Source organism: Rhizobium sp. CG4 (genome assembly GCF_023701965.1).
Taxonomy (GTDB): domain Bacteria; phylum Pseudomonadota; class Alphaproteobacteria; order Rhizobiales; family Rhizobiaceae; genus Agrobacterium.
This window is the reverse complement of sequence record NZ_JABAEG010000014.1, coordinates 16315-33257: the sequence shown is the minus strand read 5'-3', so window position 1 is coordinate 33257 and position 16943 is coordinate 16315. Positions and strand designations below refer to the sequence as shown.

Genomic DNA, 16943 nt, shown 5'->3' with positions numbered 1-16943 from the left:
TGACCGACGCCGACGGATGGAAACCTGGATGGTTGCGATCAGATTTGTGAGAGGTCAGCTTCCACGACGCAGATAACACCACTTTCTTCGTAGGAGATCTGCGCGTAGCCCTTCAATTCGGCTGTCAACAAACGCTCCACCAGTGTCGAACCAAACCCTTTGCGGGTTGGTGTTACCACCTCGGGGCCGCCCTCTTCCCGCCATTGCAGTCGCAGATGCGAGCTTGAACGGTCATAGTCCCAACTGACGGTAATATGACCTGTGGATACCGAAAGCGCACCATATTTGGCGGCATTGGTGGCAAGCTCATGCAGGGCCAGCGACAACGAGACGACGGCCTTGGGTGGCAATGGCACGGCGGGCCCGCTGACGGTAAATGTCTCCACCGCATAAGGCGCCATTGCCTGCATCACCACGGATTTGAGATCGGCATATTGCCAGTCGCCGTGCAGCAGCAGGTCCTGCGCGCGGCTGAGCGATGACAGACGGTTGGTAAAGGCCTCCACATCCTCTCGGTTTGCCGTGTCGCGCCCCATGGTCTGGCGGGCAATCGCCGTGACGGTCGCCAGCACATTTTTCACGCGGTGGTGCAACTCTCCCACCAGAATGGCCTGCAGCCGCTCCGCCTCCTTGCGGGTCGAGATATCATGCGTAACCTTTGACGCGCCAATCACATGTCCCAAGGGGTCGAGAATGGGAGAAACACTCAACAACACGTCAACCAGCGTGCCATCCTTGCGAAGGCGTTTTGTCTCATAGGGTTCGACAATACGCCCCGCCTTGATCTGCCGCAGGATCGACGGTTCTTCTTCCTTGCGATCGTCGGGCACCAGCATCAACACGGAATGGCCAACCGCTTCGTCCTCGTAATAGCCATACAGCCGTTGCGCCGCCGCGTTCCAGCTGGTGATTGTCATGTCGAGATCAATGCCAAGGATTGCGTCATTGGAAGAACCAATGATCGAGGCCAGATGTTTTTCAATCTCCTGAGCACGCTTGCGTTCAGTAATATCGACCACGATGGCCACCGTTTGCTCTATCTCGCCATTTTCATCCCGGATGGCAGAGACGGAATTGGCAACCCAGATCAGGCTGCCATCAGCACGCAGGTAACGTTTTTCAATATCGAAACTTTCACCGGTTTCGATCAGTCTTTGAAACAGTGCGACATTGGCTGGCAGGTCCCCGGCAAAGGTCACGTCCTGCATCTGCGTACCAATCAGCTCATCAGCCGTTCGACCGACAATCTCGCAGTAGCGCTGGTTGACGTCGGTCAGCTTTCCAGTGAGATCGCTCAGCGCGATGCCGGCTGCTGATTGTGAAAATATCGCCCGGAAGCGCTCTTCACTTTCACGCATCGCAGCATCGGTCTTAACCCGCTCCGTGGTTTCGTTGACGATGCAGAAAACGCCAACAACATTTCTGTCCAGATCCCGCACCGGTGAATAGGAAATGTCGAAATACACGGTTTCGGGAAAGCCATGCCGTTCGATGTAAAACGCCCGATCCCTGGCAGCGACCGTTTCGCCATGCTCAAGCACACGCTTCAGCAACGGCTCAAGGTCGTCCCACAGCTCGCTCCAGTATTCACGACCCGGCCGGCCAAAGGCATGCGGATGTTTGTCGCCAATGGTCGGCGCATAAACGTCATTGTAAAGGGCAACGAATTCTGGCCCCCAGAACATCACGATCTGCGCCTGGGAGGGCACCATGATGTCTATGGCGGCATGCAGACAGGCTGGCCATTCGGACCTTTGACCAAGCGGTGTCGAACGCCAGTCTACAGTGTCCAGCAGGGTGGCAACAGAAACGGTATTCGTTGCCTCTCCTTGCCCAGCCAGACTTCCATCCCCCATTCGGTGCATCGTCGCAAGGCTCACGCAGCTACTGTTACAGTGTCATTAACATGACAGCACTTCCAGCCTTCGACAAGGTGGTGCTTGAGAGCGGATGAAATCGTTAAAATAAGGTCGCGACGTGACAGTCAGCACAACAAAAAACCAGGTCATCAACGGACAACCTGGCCTGGTAACAACAAAACATGGACAGGGAAAAACCTGTTCCCTCACAAGGTTGGCTTAGACGCGTCAGAACCGGCGATCTGGTCCATCAGATGGAACAGCGCTTCCTCGATATTGGCGTCGACACCAAGATCGATATGCGACACCGCACGCACCGTCCGATCTATGAGATCGAGACGAATCCGTTCGTTGCCGCTGTACAAGGTAGCGCGGTCGTAAAGCACGTCCTTCAACGTGTCGCTGTACGAAAATGTCATGTGGCTGCCCTCCTTTTGCAGACGGGAGCACATAGTAACTCTCGGTCGTCACCGCCTACGAAATCGGTTGGAAACGATGGCGCGGAGTTTACGCTTATTGTGTCCTATGTCTATGTGATATTGGGGGTAAGGCGAACTGCGGCCTATTGTATTGCCAGCAACCATTTGTTTTATCGATCAATTATTCCAACAGCACGATGAAATTTCTTCGATCACAATTACGTATTGTGCCGAGTAATGGTGCTGACACCGTTTTTCTGAAAATTATGTATCAGTCATATAACAATCATTAATGTCTTGCGCGCAGATTGCATGCTTATACGTGCGCAACCGAATCGACCTGCCGTAAACTGCGGGACGATCACTTAGTCATTTTCAGCGGATACAGGTGTGGCAGATGATTTCAGAAAGCGTTCTGGACGCAGCCTTGAAAGAGCTTTTTGATCTTTCGCCAGTACCATTTTCCATTTCCACAATTGATCACGATTCCCGTTACATCAAGGTGAACCCGGCCTATCTGCGGCTGGTTGGCCGCAGTTGGGAAGAGTTGAACGGCCAGTCACTGGGCAACGACCTGCCCTACCCGCTCGACGATCCAGCCCGTATGAAAAGACTGCATCTGCTCGACACGCAAGGGTTTTACGAGCTTGCCGAAGTGGACATGCTGCATTCCAGCGGCCGTGTCATTCCCGGATTGATCAGTGCACAGCGCCGCCGAATTGATGGCGAGAGTTTCGACATTGAAATCATTCTCGACAATTCCGAGCGCAAGGCTTATGAGCGCGCCATCATGGAAGCAGCTTTTGTGGATTCAATGACGGGGCTACAGAACCGCGCCTCGTTTGAAAGTTACCTGCGTCAGGCGTTGGCAACGCTTGAACCGGGCTGCCGGATCACGCTTGCCTACATCGATCTCAATCGCTTCAAGCAGGTCAATGACCAGCACGGCCACTCGATTGGTGACAAGCTGTTGCGTGTTATTGCCGATCGCCTGCGTGGCTGGACCAGCAAGGGCGACTTTATCGCCCGTCTCGGCGGTGACGAATTTGCAATCGTTTCAGTCATCCCGGCCGCTTTCGAGTTTTCCGCCTTGCGGTTTTTTGATCTCGGCACCCAGATCGCCCAGCACGTCACCATTGATGACAAGATGGTGCAGGTGGGTGCAGCCATCGGCATTGCCGAGGCCCAGGCCGGCATGACCTTCGACGTCCTTCTCGATCAGGCCGACAAGCTGATGTATGACGCCAAGTCCAGCGGTAAGATCGTGGACATCAGGTCCTCCCTCAACCCGATTGCAGCAAGCGAATTTGGTGCTTTGAATTACGCGGCACGTACGGGCTGAAAAAACCCCATGGCAAAGTCCGGTGCCTGCCTGCCATTGTCAGGGATCACGCCGCTTTGGCGCAACATCCATTCGATGATATCCCAGAACTCCGGCGGTACTTCGTGGCGTATCGTCTCGATGATGTGGGTGACCTGAGTGTAGGTGTATATCGCGCACAGTGTCAGCACCAACAAGACCACCCATGGCCACAGCGGCTTGCGGCGGCGTACCGGCGGTGTCTCATTGCGTTGAATGTGGCTGCTGTCGTCCGTCACTCATATCTCCATGCGCTGCAGACATCTCGTCTGTCGGTGCGTGTCCGCATCGATAAAACACCCTGATATCTAGATAGCGGCAATTTTCCCGTCTTCAATTGGCAGAAAGCAACGAAATCCATTCAGAAACAGCGTCACGACGGCTCCGGTACAACTGCAAATGTAACATTACCAAGATTTCACTTTTACAACCCCGTGACCTGTGTAACTGCCATCCCTACATCAATGTAAGATAGAGCGAGCAAATTCCGGTCAATCTTCAAGAGCATTGATGTCAGGAATTCTTTTTACAGGCGGACGCGATGAACAAGCGGGAAAATATCGACGACAAGACCAAGAGCGCCTCTACGCAGCCCAGCCTGCAGGAGATACTTGCGTCTACGGGCTCGAAACGTCGTAAAAGCCGCAAATACACCTACCTGTTTGGTGCTGCCATTATCATAGTGGCCGCAGGTGGTTATTATTATTTCTCTGCCTCCAGCGGCTCCACCTACACCTACACCACCACGGCGGCCAAGAAGGATGACCTCTCGGTCATCGTCACCTCCACCGGCTCGGTACAACCGACCGATCAGGTCGATATCTCAAGCGAATTGTCCGGAACTGTCCGCAAGGTCAACGTGACCTATAACAGCGAGGTCAAGGCCGGCGACGTACTGCTGGAACTCGACACCAACAAATTGGAAGCCGACGTGCAAAGCGCCAGAGCCAAGCTGGCATCCGCCAAGGCCAGTGTGCTGAAAGCCAAGGCAGAACTGGGCTCGGCCGAGACATCGCTGAACCGTCTGAAAAACTTGGTGCAGAACCGCGTCTCTACCCAGCAGGATCTGGATGCAGCCCAGTATAACTACAATTCTGCCGCAGCGACGCTTGAGGTCAACGAGGCCTCCGTGCTGTCTGCTGAAGCCGATCTGCGTCTGGCGGAACTGAACCTCGGCAAAGGCAAGATCGTCGCGCCAATCAACGGCGTCATCCTGACGCGTGACGTTGACCCCGGTGCCACCGTTGCCTCGTCACTGAATGCCCCTGTTCTGTTCACCATGGCCGGCGACCTCCGGAAAATGGAATTGCAGGTGGCCGTCGATGAGGCGGATGTCGGCAAGGTCAGCAACGGTCAGCAGGCAACATTCAGCGTCGATGCCTACCCGGAAGAAAGTTTTCCGGCCGAAATCCAGACCGTGCGCTACGCCTCTGAAACCGTGGCCAACGTCGTGACCTACAAGGCCATACTGACCGTCGATAACAGCAACCTGAAACTGCGCCCTGGCATGACAGCGACCGCCAATATTGTGGTGGAATCGATCAAGGACGCGCTGCTCATTCCAAACGCCGCGCTGCGTTACAGCCCGCCACGACAGAACGCCTCTTCCGCTGGCGGTCTGATGAGCCTGTTTCGTCCGCCACGCATGGGGCGTGGTGGGGGCCGTGGTGGTGACAGCGCCAGTGCCGCGGCTGGCCAGCGCACCGTGTGGGTGCTGAAAAACGGCACGCCGGTCTCCGAGCGTGTGGAAACCGGATCGACCGATGGGCAGTTCACCGTGGTAAAATCCGGCAACATCCAGCCGGATGATGAACTGATTACCGACGCCATTGCCCGCAGGAACTGAACGGAAGGTGCCAGACATGCAGACGGCTCCCCTCATAGAGTTTCGCAACGTGGTCAAGGAATACGGCATGGGCGAAGCGACCATCCGTGCTTTGGCCGGTGTCGACCTTGCCATTCACGAACATGAATTCGTGGCCATCATGGGTCCGTCCGGTTCTGGCAAATCCACCGCCATGAACATTATCGGCTGTCTCGACGTGGCGACATCGGGCGATTACCTGTTTCAGGGCATATCGACGTCAGGTTTTTCCGGTGGTCAGTTGACGTTGCTGCGCCGTCACATGCTGGGCTTCGTGTTTCAGGGTTTCAATCTTCTGCCACGCACCTCGGCAGTGGAAAATGTCGAACTGCCACTGGTCTATCGTGGCACACCGGCCAATGAGCGCCGCCAGATGGCCATGCGCGCCCTGGAAAGGGTTGGCCTGAAGGGACGCGAAGGTCACACCACGCAAGAGCTGTCCGGTGGCCAGCAACAGCGCGTTGCCATTGCCCGTGCGATTGTCACCAATCCCGCCGTTCTCCTGGCCGATGAGCCGACCGGTAATCTCGACACCAAGACCAGCGTTGAAATCATGGAACTGATCACGGAACTGAACCGTGAACAGGGCATCACCGTCATCATGGTCACCCATGAAGACGATATTGCCGCTTACGCCAAGCGTCTGCTGCGCTTTGTTGATGGCCATCTGGCATCTGACAGCATCAACACCCATGGAGAGCCCGCCCATGTTTCCTGAAACAATCAAACTGGCAATGCGCGCCATCAGCCGCAACCTGCTGCGCTCGTTCCTCACGGTTCTTGGCGTGGTAATCGGCGTGGCCGCGGTTATCGCCATGGTCACGGTTGGCAATGGCACAACGGCGCAGGTAAAATCCGAACTCTCACGACTGGGTACCAACATGCTGTTTGTGCGCCCCGGCCAGTTTGGTCCCGGCCGCGCCAGCACCGAAGCCAAACGTTTTAACGACAATGACGTGCAAGCCATGCGTGACCAGATCAGCGGGCTGCGTGCCGTGGCACCGGTCAACCGCAGCACGGCAACCGCAATTTTTGGCGGCAAGAACCATTCCAGCAGTGCACTTGGCACCACCAACGACTACCTGATTGCGCAGGACTGGCCACTGTCACTGGGTCGTGACTTCACTCCGGCAGAGGAACGCGGCGGCCAGATTGCCTGTATTCTTGGCGAGACCGTGCGCAAGGAACTGTTTGGCGACAGCAACCCGATTGGCCAGAGCGTGCGCGTCAGCAACATCTCCTGTCCAGTGGTGGGCGTTCTCGCCACCAAGGGGCAGTCCGGCATGGGCGATGATCAGGACGATACCATCCTGATGCCACTGAAAATCCATCAGCGCCGCATTGGCGGCACCAGCACCATCTCCAGCATCATGGTATCGGCGCAGGATGGCGTGCAAACCTCGAAAGTCCAGTCCGACCTTGAATCGCTGCTGCGGGAGAGACGCCGCATCGTCATTGGCCGCGAAGACGATTTTTCCGTCAATGACATGACTCAGATTGCCTCGGCCATGACTGGCACGACAACGCTGCTAACCGGTCTTCTTGGCTCGGTGGCCGCCGTCAGCCTGTTGGTCGGGGGTATCGGCATCATGAATATCATGCTGGTATCGGTCACCGAACGCACCCGTGAAATCGGCATTCGCCTGGCGATCGGCGCTCTTGAAACACAGGTTCTGCGACAATTTCTGGTGGAAGCCGTCATGCTGTCGGCCTTTGGCGGCATTGTCGGGATTTTGACCGGTCTTGGCCTCGCCTACGCGGTTGTCAGCTTCCTCAACGTGCCATTTGTGGCAAGCCCATCGATCATTTTCCTCGCCTTTGCATTTTCAGCCGCTATTGGCGTGGTTTTTGGCTATTTTCCGGCCCGCCGCGCCGCAAGTCTTAGTCCGATCGAGGCACTGCGACACGAATAACGGCGTAAATCGGCTTAATCCTGATTGCGCGACACAGGCTTATATGCACAGTTCGGAATATTGCATGTCGCAGGCCTTCGTGCCACTACTGGAACGAGTGCAATAACGAATCGATTTTCATGACGCAGGCTTCGCAGAGCCACCTTGCCTATCTGGCCCTTGAAAAGCTCATTGTTACACTGGGTGTAGAACCCGGTGCCATCGTAAACGAAAGACAGCTTATCGAACTGACCGGTCACGGCAGAACGCCGGTGCGGGAGGCCATCCAGAGGCTGGCCTGGGAAAATCTCATTCGCGTGCGGCCGCGTGTTGGCCTGCAGATTACCCATATCAACCCCATGGACCGCAACAACATCCTTCAAGCGCGCCGGCAGCTTGAACCGATGGCGGTGGCACTTGCTGCACAGAACATCTGTGAGCCGCTGCGCCGCGCGCTGGAAGACTGTTCTGGCAAAATGGTGCAGTCCTCTGATAATGACGACATTCTCACCTTTTACGAGGCAGACAAACATCTCGATGAAATTGTTGCCGAGGCCTGCCCCAATAGTTTTATCGCCTCGTCGCTGTGGCCGCTGCAAACGCATTTCCGACGTATCTGGTTTTCATCCGCCGATAGCACGGCACTTAAAACCGCAGTGCAAATGCATCTGGATATCATCAACGCCTTGTTGGATGGCAACTCAGAACGGGCCGAACAGGCAGATACAAAGCTGCTGTCTCACCACGCGACGACGTGACTGAGTGGTTGAGGTGGTTGACGTCTGCTAGCGTCGTGTCGATGCCAAGCAGTGTGCAGTATGCAGTGTGCAGTGTGCAGTGTGCAAGTACATAACCCCTCACCTGAAAAATCTATGACTTAGCAAGCTAAGACCATGATTTTTCTTCCTCTCCCACAAGGGTAGAGGTAGGGCGCACGGTGCCTTCAACCTCCCCTCATCTCTGTGCTCGTCACAGAGATCCAGTGGAGCGCGTCCGCGCGACAAGAGACTTTTCAGCCCAAGGACTTGGCTGGCCTGGATTCCCGTGACAAGCACGGTAATGAGGGAGGTTTTGGTGACACGCGAGCATTCAAAATCGCAGGAATTGAAATGTCTACCTATCCACCGTCATCCTCGGACGTGAACCAAGGAGAGGTATGAGGGGAGTTTTTGGAGACCCCTGCACCGACAATTGTCTCGGCGTCATCCTCGGGCCTGACCCGAGGATCCAATCACGCAAACCAAATTAGCGACGCTTGAGGAAGTGCGGGCGATATCAGGGACAGGCCCTGGTATGAAAATCGCTACCCGTTTTAATCCCGGGGCAACAATAAAATCAGGCGGTGGCCGCTTCGCGCTGCTTGGCAAGCTCGGCAAGATCTGCTGCTTGCAGCTCAACCGATTCACCGCAACCACATGCTGATGTCTGGTTGGGGTTACTGAAAATGAAGCCCGAGCGCATTTTTGTGACTTCGAAGTCCATTTGCGTGCCCAAAAGATAAAGTACGGCAGATGGCTGGATCCAGACCTTGGCACCTGCGGACTCGATCAGGTCATCCTTGGCGTCAGGTTCCTTGACCAGATCGATGGTGTATTCCATGCCGGCACAGCCGCCTTTTTTGATACCAACGCGCACACCCAGCGCATCTGGTCCGGAATTGGCGACAATAGCCTTCACGCGGTTGGCGGCGGCCTCGGTCATAGTCATCACGGCAAAGCCCATTGGCTCATTCTCCTGTCGCATCGAACCTTCAAAAACACCAAAGCGTTTTGTCTGGCAGCGACGCTATTAAAATACCACCGGGGTAAAGGCCCGATGTTTTCATACACTGAATTTAGCCCTAGCCCCCCTTGATATCAAGAGATGGCATTCGTCAAAAATGGGTGAGACTGTATCGCTACTCGCAATTCCCGCGAAACCAGCAACCTGATTTCGCAAGACTGACATCAATCTAAACTGCCAGAACCCAGCGTGGCTTAGTACCAGCCAACGGCAACCTGGGCTTCTTCGGACATGCGGTCTGGTGTCCATGGCGGATCAAACGTCATTGACACTTCAACGCCGGATACACCTTCAACGGCGCCAACGGCATTTTCCACCCAGCCCGGCATTTCGCCAGCCACCGGGCAACCCGGCGCGGTCAACGTCATGACGATCTTGACCATGCGGTCGTCTTCGATATCAATCTTGTAGACAAGGCCAAGCTCGAAAATATCTGCCGGAATCTCAGGGTCGTAAACCGTTTTGAGCGCAGCAATCACGTCATCGCTCAGACGCGCCAGCTCGGCCGGCGAGATGGACGAAGCGGATGAAGTTTCTACGATATCGACAGTCTTTTCGCTTGTTTCGGCGCTCATAATCCTGATCCTCAGGCAAAGAAATTGCGCGCATATTCCAGCGCATCGGCCAGTGCATCAACCTCGGCCCGTGTATTGTAAAGACCGAAGGATGCCCTGCATGTGGACGTCACGCCGAACCTTTTCAAGAGCGGCATGGCGCAATGTGTTCCGGCCCGCACGGCAACGCCGCGCCGGTCAATGACCATGGAAACGTCATGGGCGTGAATACCGGCAAGCTCGAACGAGAATATACCACCTTTGCCGGGGGCATCGCCAATAATCCGCAAGGAATTGATCGCCTGCAGGCGTTCCTTGGCGTAAGCGGCCAGATCTGCCTCATGCGCGGCAATGGCAGCACGGCCGAGATTATCCATATAATCCAGCGCGTAACCAAGGCCGATTGCCTGCACGATAGGTGGTGTACCAGCCTCGAAGCGGTGCGGTGGATCATTGTAGGTGACCATGTCTTCCGACACATCAAGGATCATTTCACCGCCACCCATGAATGGGCGCATTTCTTTCAAACGGTCAGCCTTGCCGTAGAGAACGCCAATCCCCGACGGCCCATACAGCTTGTGACCGGTCATCACATACCAGTCGCAATCAATGTCACGCACGTCGACGGGCATATGGACAGCGCCCTGAGAGCCATCGACCAGCACCGGAATGCCGCGCTCATGCGCAATACGGCAAATTTCCTTCACCGGCACCACGGTACCCAGCGCATTGGACATATGCGTGATGGCAACCAGTTTGGTGCGCTCGGTCAGGCTTTTTTCAAATGCCTCGATATGGAAGGCACCCTCGTCATCAACGGGCACCCAGACCAGCTTGGCGCCCTGGCGTTCACGAATGAAATGCCATGGAACGATGTTGGAGTGGTGCTCCATGATAGAAATGACGATCTCGTCACCCTCGCCGATCTTGGGCATGCCATAACCGTAGGCAACCGTGTTGATCGCTTCAGTGGAGGACTTGGTGAAGATGATTTCATCCACCGAACCGGCATTCAGAAAGCGGCGCACTTTTTCGCGCGACGCCTCATAAGCATCGGTTGCGGCATTGGACAGGAAATGAAGGCCGCGATGCACATTGGCATATTCATTCGAATAGGCATGCGACACCGCGTCGATCACGACCTGTGGTTTTTGTGCGGACGCGCCGTTGTCAAGATAGACAAGCGGTTTGCCATAGACTTCGCGCGACAGGATCGGAAAATCCCGGCGCACGGCTTCAACGTCATAAGGGGCCACCACTGCGGCGCGTTCGCTATCAGGCATGATTTTCCAGCCAATTGGAAATGATGGTTTCCAACGCCTCTACCAGGTGTTCAGCTTCCAGTTCTTCAACGATTTCAGCAACGAAAGCGTTGACGAGCATGGCACGTGCCTTTGCCCGAGGGATACCGCGCGCCATCAGGTAATAGAGATGGGTGTCGCTGATATCGGCAACCGTCGCGCCGTGACCGCACTGAACGTCGTCAGCAAAGATTTCAAGTTCCGGCTTTGCCGAAAACTCGCCATCGTCAGACATCAGCAGCGTGTTGCACGCCATCTTGGCGTCGGTCTTCTGGGCATCGGGAGCAACCCGGATCATGCCCTGGAAGATGCCCTTGGCACGGTCGAAAACGACGTTGCGGAAAATTTCCGTCGAGGTCGTGTTCGGTACGTTATGGCCAAGAACCATGGTCACGTCGGTATGCGTTTCGCCGCCGAGCAGGTTGACGCCACGAACGATCAGATCGCTGCCTTCACCTTCAACATCGATGCGCAGCTCCTGGCGAACCAGCTTGCCACCGGCATTGATGAAGAACAGACGCAGCTTGACATCCGCACCCATGCGGATGCGCAACTGGCCAAGATGGGTGTCAGCTGCGCCCTGCTGCTGCAGCAGAACCCATGTGACTTCCGCGCCGTCTTCGAGCGTAATGTCACTGATCGAGGACACGAACGCGCCGTCTTCCGTCGCGGCAAGGTGACGCTCAATGATGGTTGCCTTGGCGCCAGCGCCAAAACGGACCGGAAAACGGTTGTGAACCTGGCCACCGCCGTGGATCGCCTGGATCTCGATTGGTGTTTCAATCTCGGCATTGGCCGGAATGTCCACCACAAAACCGTCGCGCACGAAGCTGCCGTTGATACGGCCAATGACATCGTCCTTGTCCAATTCGCTGAGACCGGCTGCGGCAGAACCGTCAAGCAGGGCTTCGCCAAAGCTGGAAACGGAAAAACCTTCCGTTGTTACACCCTTTGCCGCCACGCCCTGCAAGGACGCGATGACAGGCGAACCGCTAACGATTGGGGCAGCAGCAGACAGAACCGGAACCGGCACGGTGTCCGGCAAGGCGCGCAGCAGCGTCTTGAGGTCCGTATAGTGCCATGCCTCGATACGGCGGGTCGGCAGACCAAGCCTCTTGAGGTTTTCCAGCAGGTTGTCGCGCGCTGCAATCACAGCACCGTTGCCCGGCAGATCGCCCAGTTGCGCGGTATAGGCTTCAACAAGCGCAGTCTCTGCGGCTGTTTGCCTGTTTGTGTTTTGAATATTCATCACATCATCCCTTTCGCGCCCGATCAGGCTGCTTCACCGATGATGTCGGCGTAACCGTTGGCTTCCAGTTCGTGCGCCAGCGTCTTGTCGCCGCTGCGGATGATCTGGCCCTTGTAGAGAACGTGGACGGTGTCCGGCACGATGTAGTCCAGCAGGCGCTGGTAGTGGGTGATGACAACAGTCGCCCGGTCAGGAGACCGCAGCGCATTGACGCCGTCAGCCACGATCTTCAGCGCATCGATGTCGAGACCGCTGTCGGTTTCGTCGAGAACGCACAGCTTTGGCTCAAGCAGTGCCATCTGCAGGATTTCCGCACGCTTCTTTTCACCGCCGGAGAAACCGACGTTGAGCGGACGCTTCAGCATGTCCATGTCGATCTTCAGATCGCCAGCAGCTTCCTTGACGCGCTTGATGAAGTCAGGCGTTGTCAGTTCGGATTCACCACGTGCCTTGCGCTGCTCGTTCATAGCAACCTTGAGGAACTGCATGGTGGCAACACCTGGAATTTCTACCGGGTACTGGAAGGCCAGGAAAACGCCCTTGGCCGCACGCTCTGCAGCGTCCAGTTCCAGAATGCTTTCGCCGTTATAAAGAATGTCACCAGAGGTCACTTCGTAATCTTCGCGGCCCGACAGGATGTAGGACAGCGTGGACTTGCCGGAACCGTTCGGGCCCATGATGGCAGCCACTTCGCCGGCCGCAACCTTCAGGTTCAGGCCACGGATGATTTCGGTTTCGGTGTCTGCGATCTTTGCGTGCAGGTCGATGATTTCAAGCATGATGTTTTCCTAAGAATAGTGTGATCGATGGTGCGCGAAAGCCGCGCACTCAGGGTCGTATTCGTAAAAGGCTCAGCCCACGGAACCTTCGAGCGAGATGCCGATCAGCTTTTGTGCTTCAACGGCAAATTCCATCGGCAGCTCCTGAATGACTTCCTTGACGAAGCCATTGACGATCAACGCAATCGCCGCTTCCTCAGGAATACCGCGCTGCAGGCAGTAGAAGAGCTGGTCTTCGGAAATCTTCGAGGTTGTCGCTTCGTGCTCAAAGTGAGCGGACGAGTTCTTTGCCTCGATGTAAGGCACGGTATGCGCGCCGCACTTGTCGCCAATTAGCAAGCTGTCACACTGGGTGAAGTTTCGGGTGTTGGTTGCCTTGCGGTGGGCAGACACCTGACCACGATAGACGTTTTCCGAAAAACCGGCCGCAATACCCTTGGCGATGATACGGCTCGACGTGTTCTTGCCGAGGTGGATCATCTTGGTGCCGCTGTCGATCTGCTGGTGACCGTTGGACACCGCAATCGAGTAGAACTCGCCACGGCTGTCATCGCCACGCAGAATGCACGATGGGTACTTCCAGGTAATCGCCGAACCGGTTTCAACCTGCGTCCAGGAAATCTTCGAACGGTTGCCACGGCAGTCGCCACGCTTGGTCACGAAGTTGTAGATACCGCCCTTGCCGTCCTTGTCGCCGGGATACCAGTTCTGGACGGTAGAATATTTGATTTCGGCATCATCAAGCGCCACAAGCTCGACCACGGCAGCATGAAGCTGGTTTTCGTCGCGCTGCGGGGCTGTACAGCCTTCGAGGTAGGACACGTAAGCGCCGTCCTCGGCAATGATCAGCGTGCGTTCGAACTGGCCCGTGTTCTTTTCATTGATACGGAAATAGGTCGAAAGCTCCATCGGGCAGCGAACGCCCTTTGGCACGAACACGAAGGAACCGTCGGTAAACACCGCCGCATTCAGCGTTGCATAGAAGTTGTCGGTGGTTGGAACAACCGAACCGAGATACTTCTTGATCAAGTCAGGATGTTCGCGGATGGCTTCAGAAATCGACATGAAGATCACGCCGGCCTTTTTCAGCTCTTCCTTGAAGGTCGTCACAACGGACACACTGTCGAACACCGCATCAACGGCAACTCTCGAGGTCTGCACGCCAGCCAGAATTTCCTGCTCACGCAGCGGAATACCAAGCTTTTCATAGGTCTTGATCAGTTCCGGGTCGACATCGTCAATCGACATCGGGCCGGTCATGTTCTTTGGTGCGGCATAATAATAGAGATCGTTGAAGTCGATCTTTGGATAGCTCACACGTGCCCAGGTGGGCTCTTCCATCGTCAACCAGCGACGATAGGCGTCAAGACGCCACTCGAGCATCCATTCCGGTTCCTGCTTCTTGGCAGAAATGAAACGGATCACCTCTTCAGACAGTCCCTTCGGGGCCTTGTCTACTTCGATATGGGTTTCAAACCCGTATTTGTACTGGTCGACATCGATCTGGCGTACCTGATCGATTGTTTCCTGCACCGCAGCCATTGCGTTCTCCAATCTCGCCGGATCCAAGGTCCGGTGGCTTGTCAACGTTAAGACGGATTAGTCCGCCTTGATGTAGTTGTCCGGATGGCGTTTTTCACCAGTTCCGGCAAGCGAAAATTTGACTTTCCGCAAATTCAATTCACTTTAGGCCGCCTGCCCGGCAGGTTTCCTGCGGCTGGCGATCTTTTCAAATGCGGCAAGCGCCTGGTCAATCTCGGCCTCAGATGTTGAAACACCGAGAGAGATGCGCAAGCCACCCAGCTTCGGGTCTTTACCCATGGCCGTCAGCACATGGCTTTCGCCCACCTTGCCAGACGAACACGCCGACCCTGCAGACAGCGCGATGCCTTCAATATCAAAGGCAATCTGCCCTGTCTCCGCCTTGAGACTTGGCAGGGTGAAGAAAGTCGTATTCGCCACCCGTTCAACCTCGGCCCCATGGATGATGACATCCACCGCGGCCTTGCGCATGCCGGTTTCAAGACGCTCACGCAAAGTCGCAATTGCGGCATTGCGTTCGACAAGTTCGTCAATCACAAAAGCGGCAGCGGCACCAAAGCCAATGATCGCCGTTGTGTTTTCCGTTCCCGAGCGATGCCCTTTTTCCTGTCCGCCACCATGAATAAGTGGCTTCGGCATCATGGCTTCACCGCACGTAACAAGAGCCCCAACCCCTTTGGGGCCACCAATCTTGTGCGAGGAGACAAACAGGAAATCGGCATCCAGCGCCTGAATATCAATAGGCACACGTCCCGCAGCCTGTACGGCGTCGACCACCATCAGGCCACCGGCGGCATGCACCAGTCTTGCCGCTTCTGCCACCGGCTGCACGATACCGGTCTCATTATTGACCAGCATCACCGCAACCATGGGCAGGCCGGTTGTCTTGTCATGGTCCTCCAGCAGCTTCTTCAGCACGTCGAGGTCCATAACACCGTCTGACGTAACAGCAATTTCCGTAACGTTATCCTTGGAAAAACGGCCACCCTCGCGCACGGCGGGATGTTCGATTGCCGAAACATAAAGCCTGCCAATCCGCAAAGCGGAGCGACCCATCTTGTAATCCGGCGTCAGCACCAAATTGGCAGCCTCGGTGGCACCGCTGGTAAACACCACATGCGACGCCTGTGCACCGACCAGATTTGCCACATTGCGGCGTGCCGATTCGACTGCCATACGGGCTGCACGCCCTTCCTTGTGGACCGACGACGGATTTCCCGAGAGATCGAAAGCATGCAGCAGGGCATCGCGAACGCACGGCAAAAGCGGTGCCGTCGCATTCCAATCCAGATATATGCGCGATGTATTTGCCATATCTGAGGAACCTGCTTCTCTACTTCCCGTTTACGCCGCAGCGCATTTTCCTTGAAATTTCAGCCACCATTGCCTTATGACACGTTCAAGTGTTCAAAACACGCAATAGTTTCGAATTGTTCTAAACTGGGTTCTAGAAAACCTGACACACCACGTCAAGTCTTGTTGCGCCCTGAAAATCATTTGGAACAGAAAACACGACCGGAGTATCAATGCCCGAAGTCATCTTCAACGGCCCAGCCGGCCGCCTCGAAGGCCGTTACCAGCCATCGAAAGAAAAAAGCGCCCCAATCGCCATTATCCTGCACCCGCATCCGCAGTTTGGCGGAACCATGAACAACCAGATTGTCTATCAGTTGTTCTACATGTTCCAGAAGCGCGGCTTTACCACGCTCCGGTTCAACTTCCGTTCCATCGGCCGCAGCCAGGGCGAATTCGACCACGGTGCTGGCGAATTGTCGGATGCCGCATCGGCACTGGACTGGGTACAGAGCCTGCATCCAGATTCCAAGAGCTGTTGGGTCGCCGGTTACTCGTTCGGCGCGTGGATTGGCATGCAGCTTCTGATGCGCCGTCCGGAAATCGAAGGTTTCATGTCGATTGCCCCGCAGCCGAACACCTATGACTTCTCATTCCTGGCGCCCTGCCCGTCTTCGGGCCTGATCATCAATGGCGATTCGGACAAGGTTGCGCCTGAAAAGGACGTCAACAATCTGGTTGAGAAGCTGAAGACCCAGAAGGGTATTCTCATCACCCACCGCACGGTGCCGGGTGCCAACCACTTCTTCAACGCCAAGGTCGATACACTGATGGCCGAGTGCGAGGATTACCTCGACCGCCGCCTGAATGGCGAACTGGTACCGGAACCGGCCGCCAAGCGTATTCGCTAAGCGATACCGGAAGCTGATAAATGCAGAAAGGCCGTAACGTCGTTGCGGCCTTTTTGTTTGGGTGATTGTTTGGCCTATGACGTAGCCCCGACCTCCCTCATCCTGTACCTGTTACAGGGATCCAGGCCAGCCCGAGTC

16 protein-coding genes are annotated in these 16943 nt (G+C 55.7%); 6 read left to right on the top strand and 10 right to left on the bottom strand.

The genetic code is table 11. The features are described 5' to 3' along the window. Positions 1–38: 38 nt before the first annotated feature. Positions 39–1856, bottom strand: coding sequence for a PAS domain S-box protein (locus tag HGO37_RS25805; RefSeq protein WP_250985876.1), 1818 nt, complete (start codon positions 1854–1856; stop codon positions 39–41). A 209-nt stretch (positions 1857–2065) separates the two neighbouring features. After that, positions 2066–2278: a hypothetical protein gene (locus tag HGO37_RS25800; protein ID WP_192490944.1), complete on the bottom strand. Its 213-nt coding sequence runs from the start codon at positions 2276–2278 to the stop codon at positions 2066–2068. Between the two features lie 397 nt (positions 2279–2675). Here HGO37_RS25800 and HGO37_RS25795 point away from each other — a divergent pair, with 397 nt between their 5' ends. Next, the gene (locus HGO37_RS25795) at positions 2676–3620 is read left to right on the top strand and encodes a sensor domain-containing diguanylate cyclase (protein ID WP_250985875.1); all 945 of its coding nucleotides are present in this window, start codon (positions 2676–2678) and stop codon (positions 3618–3620) included. Here HGO37_RS25795 and HGO37_RS25790 read toward each other — a convergent pair. Further along, positions 3599–3877, bottom strand: coding sequence for a hypothetical protein (locus HGO37_RS25790; protein ID WP_250985874.1), 279 nt, complete (start codon positions 3875–3877; stop codon positions 3599–3601). The two genes, HGO37_RS25795 and HGO37_RS25790, sit on opposite strands and share 22 nt — an antisense overlap. A gap of 302 nt (positions 3878–4179) precedes the next feature. Between HGO37_RS25790 and HGO37_RS25785 the strand changes: the two genes are divergently transcribed. The 4 genes from HGO37_RS25785 to HGO37_RS25770 all read left to right on the top strand — a co-directional run bounded on the left by HGO37_RS25785 (position 4180) and on the right by HGO37_RS25770 (position 8152). After that, positions 4180–5484: an efflux RND transporter periplasmic adaptor subunit gene (locus tag HGO37_RS25785; protein WP_250985873.1), complete on the top strand. Its 1305-nt coding sequence runs from the start codon at positions 4180–4182 to the stop codon at positions 5482–5484. A 16-nt stretch (positions 5485–5500) separates the two neighbouring features. Continuing rightward, on the top strand, positions 5501–6220 hold the full coding sequence (locus HGO37_RS25780; RefSeq protein ID WP_250985872.1) for an ABC transporter ATP-binding protein: 720 nt from the start codon (positions 5501–5503) through the stop codon (positions 6218–6220). Continuing rightward, the gene (locus HGO37_RS25775) at positions 6210–7415 is read left to right on the top strand and encodes an ABC transporter permease (RefSeq protein ID WP_250985871.1); all 1206 of its coding nucleotides are present in this window, start codon (positions 6210–6212) and stop codon (positions 7413–7415) included. Before HGO37_RS25780 ends, HGO37_RS25775 begins: the two co-directional genes overlap by 11 nt. 119 nt (positions 7416–7534) lie before the next feature. Next, a complete protein-coding gene (locus HGO37_RS25770; protein WP_250985870.1) occupies positions 7535–8152 on the top strand; it encodes a GntR family transcriptional regulator in 618 nt (205 codons plus the stop codon). Between the two features lie 577 nt (positions 8153–8729). On the opposite strand, the gene sufA is transcribed toward HGO37_RS25770, so the two are convergent. The 7 genes from sufA to HGO37_RS25735 all read right to left on the bottom strand — a co-directional run bounded on the left by sufA (position 8730) and on the right by HGO37_RS25735 (position 15915). Beyond that, on the bottom strand, positions 8730–9116 hold the full coding sequence (gene sufA, locus HGO37_RS25765) for a Fe-S cluster assembly scaffold SufA (RefSeq protein ID WP_192488902.1): 387 nt from the start codon (positions 9114–9116) through the stop codon (positions 8730–8732). A gap of 254 nt (positions 9117–9370) precedes the next feature. Beyond that, a complete protein-coding gene (locus HGO37_RS25760; protein WP_192488817.1) occupies positions 9371–9751 on the bottom strand; it encodes an SUF system Fe-S cluster assembly protein in 381 nt (126 codons plus the stop codon). Between the two features lie 11 nt (positions 9752–9762). Continuing rightward, the gene (locus tag HGO37_RS25755; protein ID WP_250985869.1) at positions 9763–11013 is read right to left on the bottom strand and encodes a cysteine desulfurase; all 1251 of its coding nucleotides are present in this window, start codon (positions 11011–11013) and stop codon (positions 9763–9765) included. Next, positions 11006–12280: a Fe-S cluster assembly protein SufD gene (gene sufD, locus HGO37_RS25750; protein ID WP_250985868.1), complete on the bottom strand. Its 1275-nt coding sequence runs from the start codon at positions 12278–12280 to the stop codon at positions 11006–11008. Before sufD ends, HGO37_RS25755 begins: the two co-directional genes overlap by 8 nt. 23 nt (positions 12281–12303) lie before the next feature. Continuing rightward, positions 12304–13059 (bottom strand): Fe-S cluster assembly ATPase SufC, encoded by a 756-nt coding sequence (gene sufC / locus HGO37_RS25745; protein ID WP_192488814.1) that lies wholly within the window; start codon positions 13057–13059, stop codon positions 12304–12306. Positions 13060–13131: 72 nt separating this feature from the next. Further along, positions 13132–14601, bottom strand: coding sequence for a Fe-S cluster assembly protein SufB (sufB, locus tag HGO37_RS25740; protein ID WP_250985867.1), 1470 nt, complete (start codon positions 14599–14601; stop codon positions 13132–13134). 144 nt (positions 14602–14745) lie between these two features. Next, positions 14746–15915 carry a cysteine desulfurase family protein gene (locus HGO37_RS25735; protein ID WP_250985866.1) on the bottom strand — a complete coding sequence of 390 codons (1170 nt, stop codon included), beginning with the start codon at positions 15913–15915 and terminating at the stop codon, positions 14746–14748. A gap of 212 nt (positions 15916–16127) precedes the next feature. Here HGO37_RS25735 and HGO37_RS25730 point away from each other — a divergent pair, with 212 nt between their 5' ends. After that, positions 16128–16805: an alpha/beta hydrolase gene (locus tag HGO37_RS25730; protein WP_192488811.1), complete on the top strand. Its 678-nt coding sequence runs from the start codon at positions 16128–16130 to the stop codon at positions 16803–16805. The last annotated feature ends 138 nt before the right edge of the window (positions 16806–16943 follow it).

Bases quoted from the DNA above. Each gene is read 5' to 3' on its own strand.
- HGO37_RS25805 (WP_250985876.1), bottom strand. From the start codon at position 1,856: ATGGGGGATGGAAGTCTGGCTGGGCAAGGAGAGGCAACGAATACCGTT.
- HGO37_RS25800 (WP_192490944.1), bottom strand. From the start codon at position 2,278: ATGACATTTTCGTACAGCGACACGTTGAAGGACGTGCTTTACGACCGC.
- HGO37_RS25795 (WP_250985875.1), top strand. From the start codon at position 2,676: ATGATTTCAGAAAGCGTTCTGGACGCAGCCTTGAAAGAGCTTTTTGAT.
- HGO37_RS25785 (WP_250985873.1), top strand. From the start codon at position 4,180: ATGAACAAGCGGGAAAATATCGACGACAAGACCAAGAGCGCCTCTACG.
- HGO37_RS25780 (WP_250985872.1), top strand. From the start codon at position 5,501: ATGCAGACGGCTCCCCTCATAGAGTTTCGCAACGTGGTCAAGGAATAC.
- HGO37_RS25775 (WP_250985871.1), top strand. From the start codon at position 6,210: ATGTTTCCTGAAACAATCAAACTGGCAATGCGCGCCATCAGCCGCAAC.
- HGO37_RS25770 (WP_250985870.1), top strand. From the start codon at position 7,535: ATGACGCAGGCTTCGCAGAGCCACCTTGCCTATCTGGCCCTTGAAAAG.
- sufA (WP_192488902.1), bottom strand. From the start codon at position 9,116: ATGGGCTTTGCCGTGATGACTATGACCGAGGCCGCCGCCAACCGCGTG.
- HGO37_RS25760 (WP_192488817.1), bottom strand. From the start codon at position 9,751: ATGAGCGCCGAAACAAGCGAAAAGACTGTCGATATCGTAGAAACTTCA.
- HGO37_RS25755 (WP_250985869.1), bottom strand. From the start codon at position 11,013: ATGCCTGATAGCGAACGCGCCGCAGTGGTGGCCCCTTATGACGTTGAA.
- sufD (WP_250985868.1), bottom strand. From the start codon at position 12,280: ATGAATATTCAAAACACAAACAGGCAAACAGCCGCAGAGACTGCGCTT.
- sufC (WP_192488814.1), bottom strand. From the start codon at position 13,059: ATGCTTGAAATCATCGACCTGCACGCAAAGATCGCAGACACCGAAACC.
- sufB (WP_250985867.1), bottom strand. From the start codon at position 14,601: ATGGCTGCGGTGCAGGAAACAATCGATCAGGTACGCCAGATCGATGTC.
- HGO37_RS25735 (WP_250985866.1), bottom strand. From the start codon at position 15,915: ATGGCAAATACATCGCGCATATATCTGGATTGGAATGCGACGGCACCG.
- HGO37_RS25730 (WP_192488811.1), top strand. From the start codon at position 16,128: ATGCCCGAAGTCATCTTCAACGGCCCAGCCGGCCGCCTCGAAGGCCGT.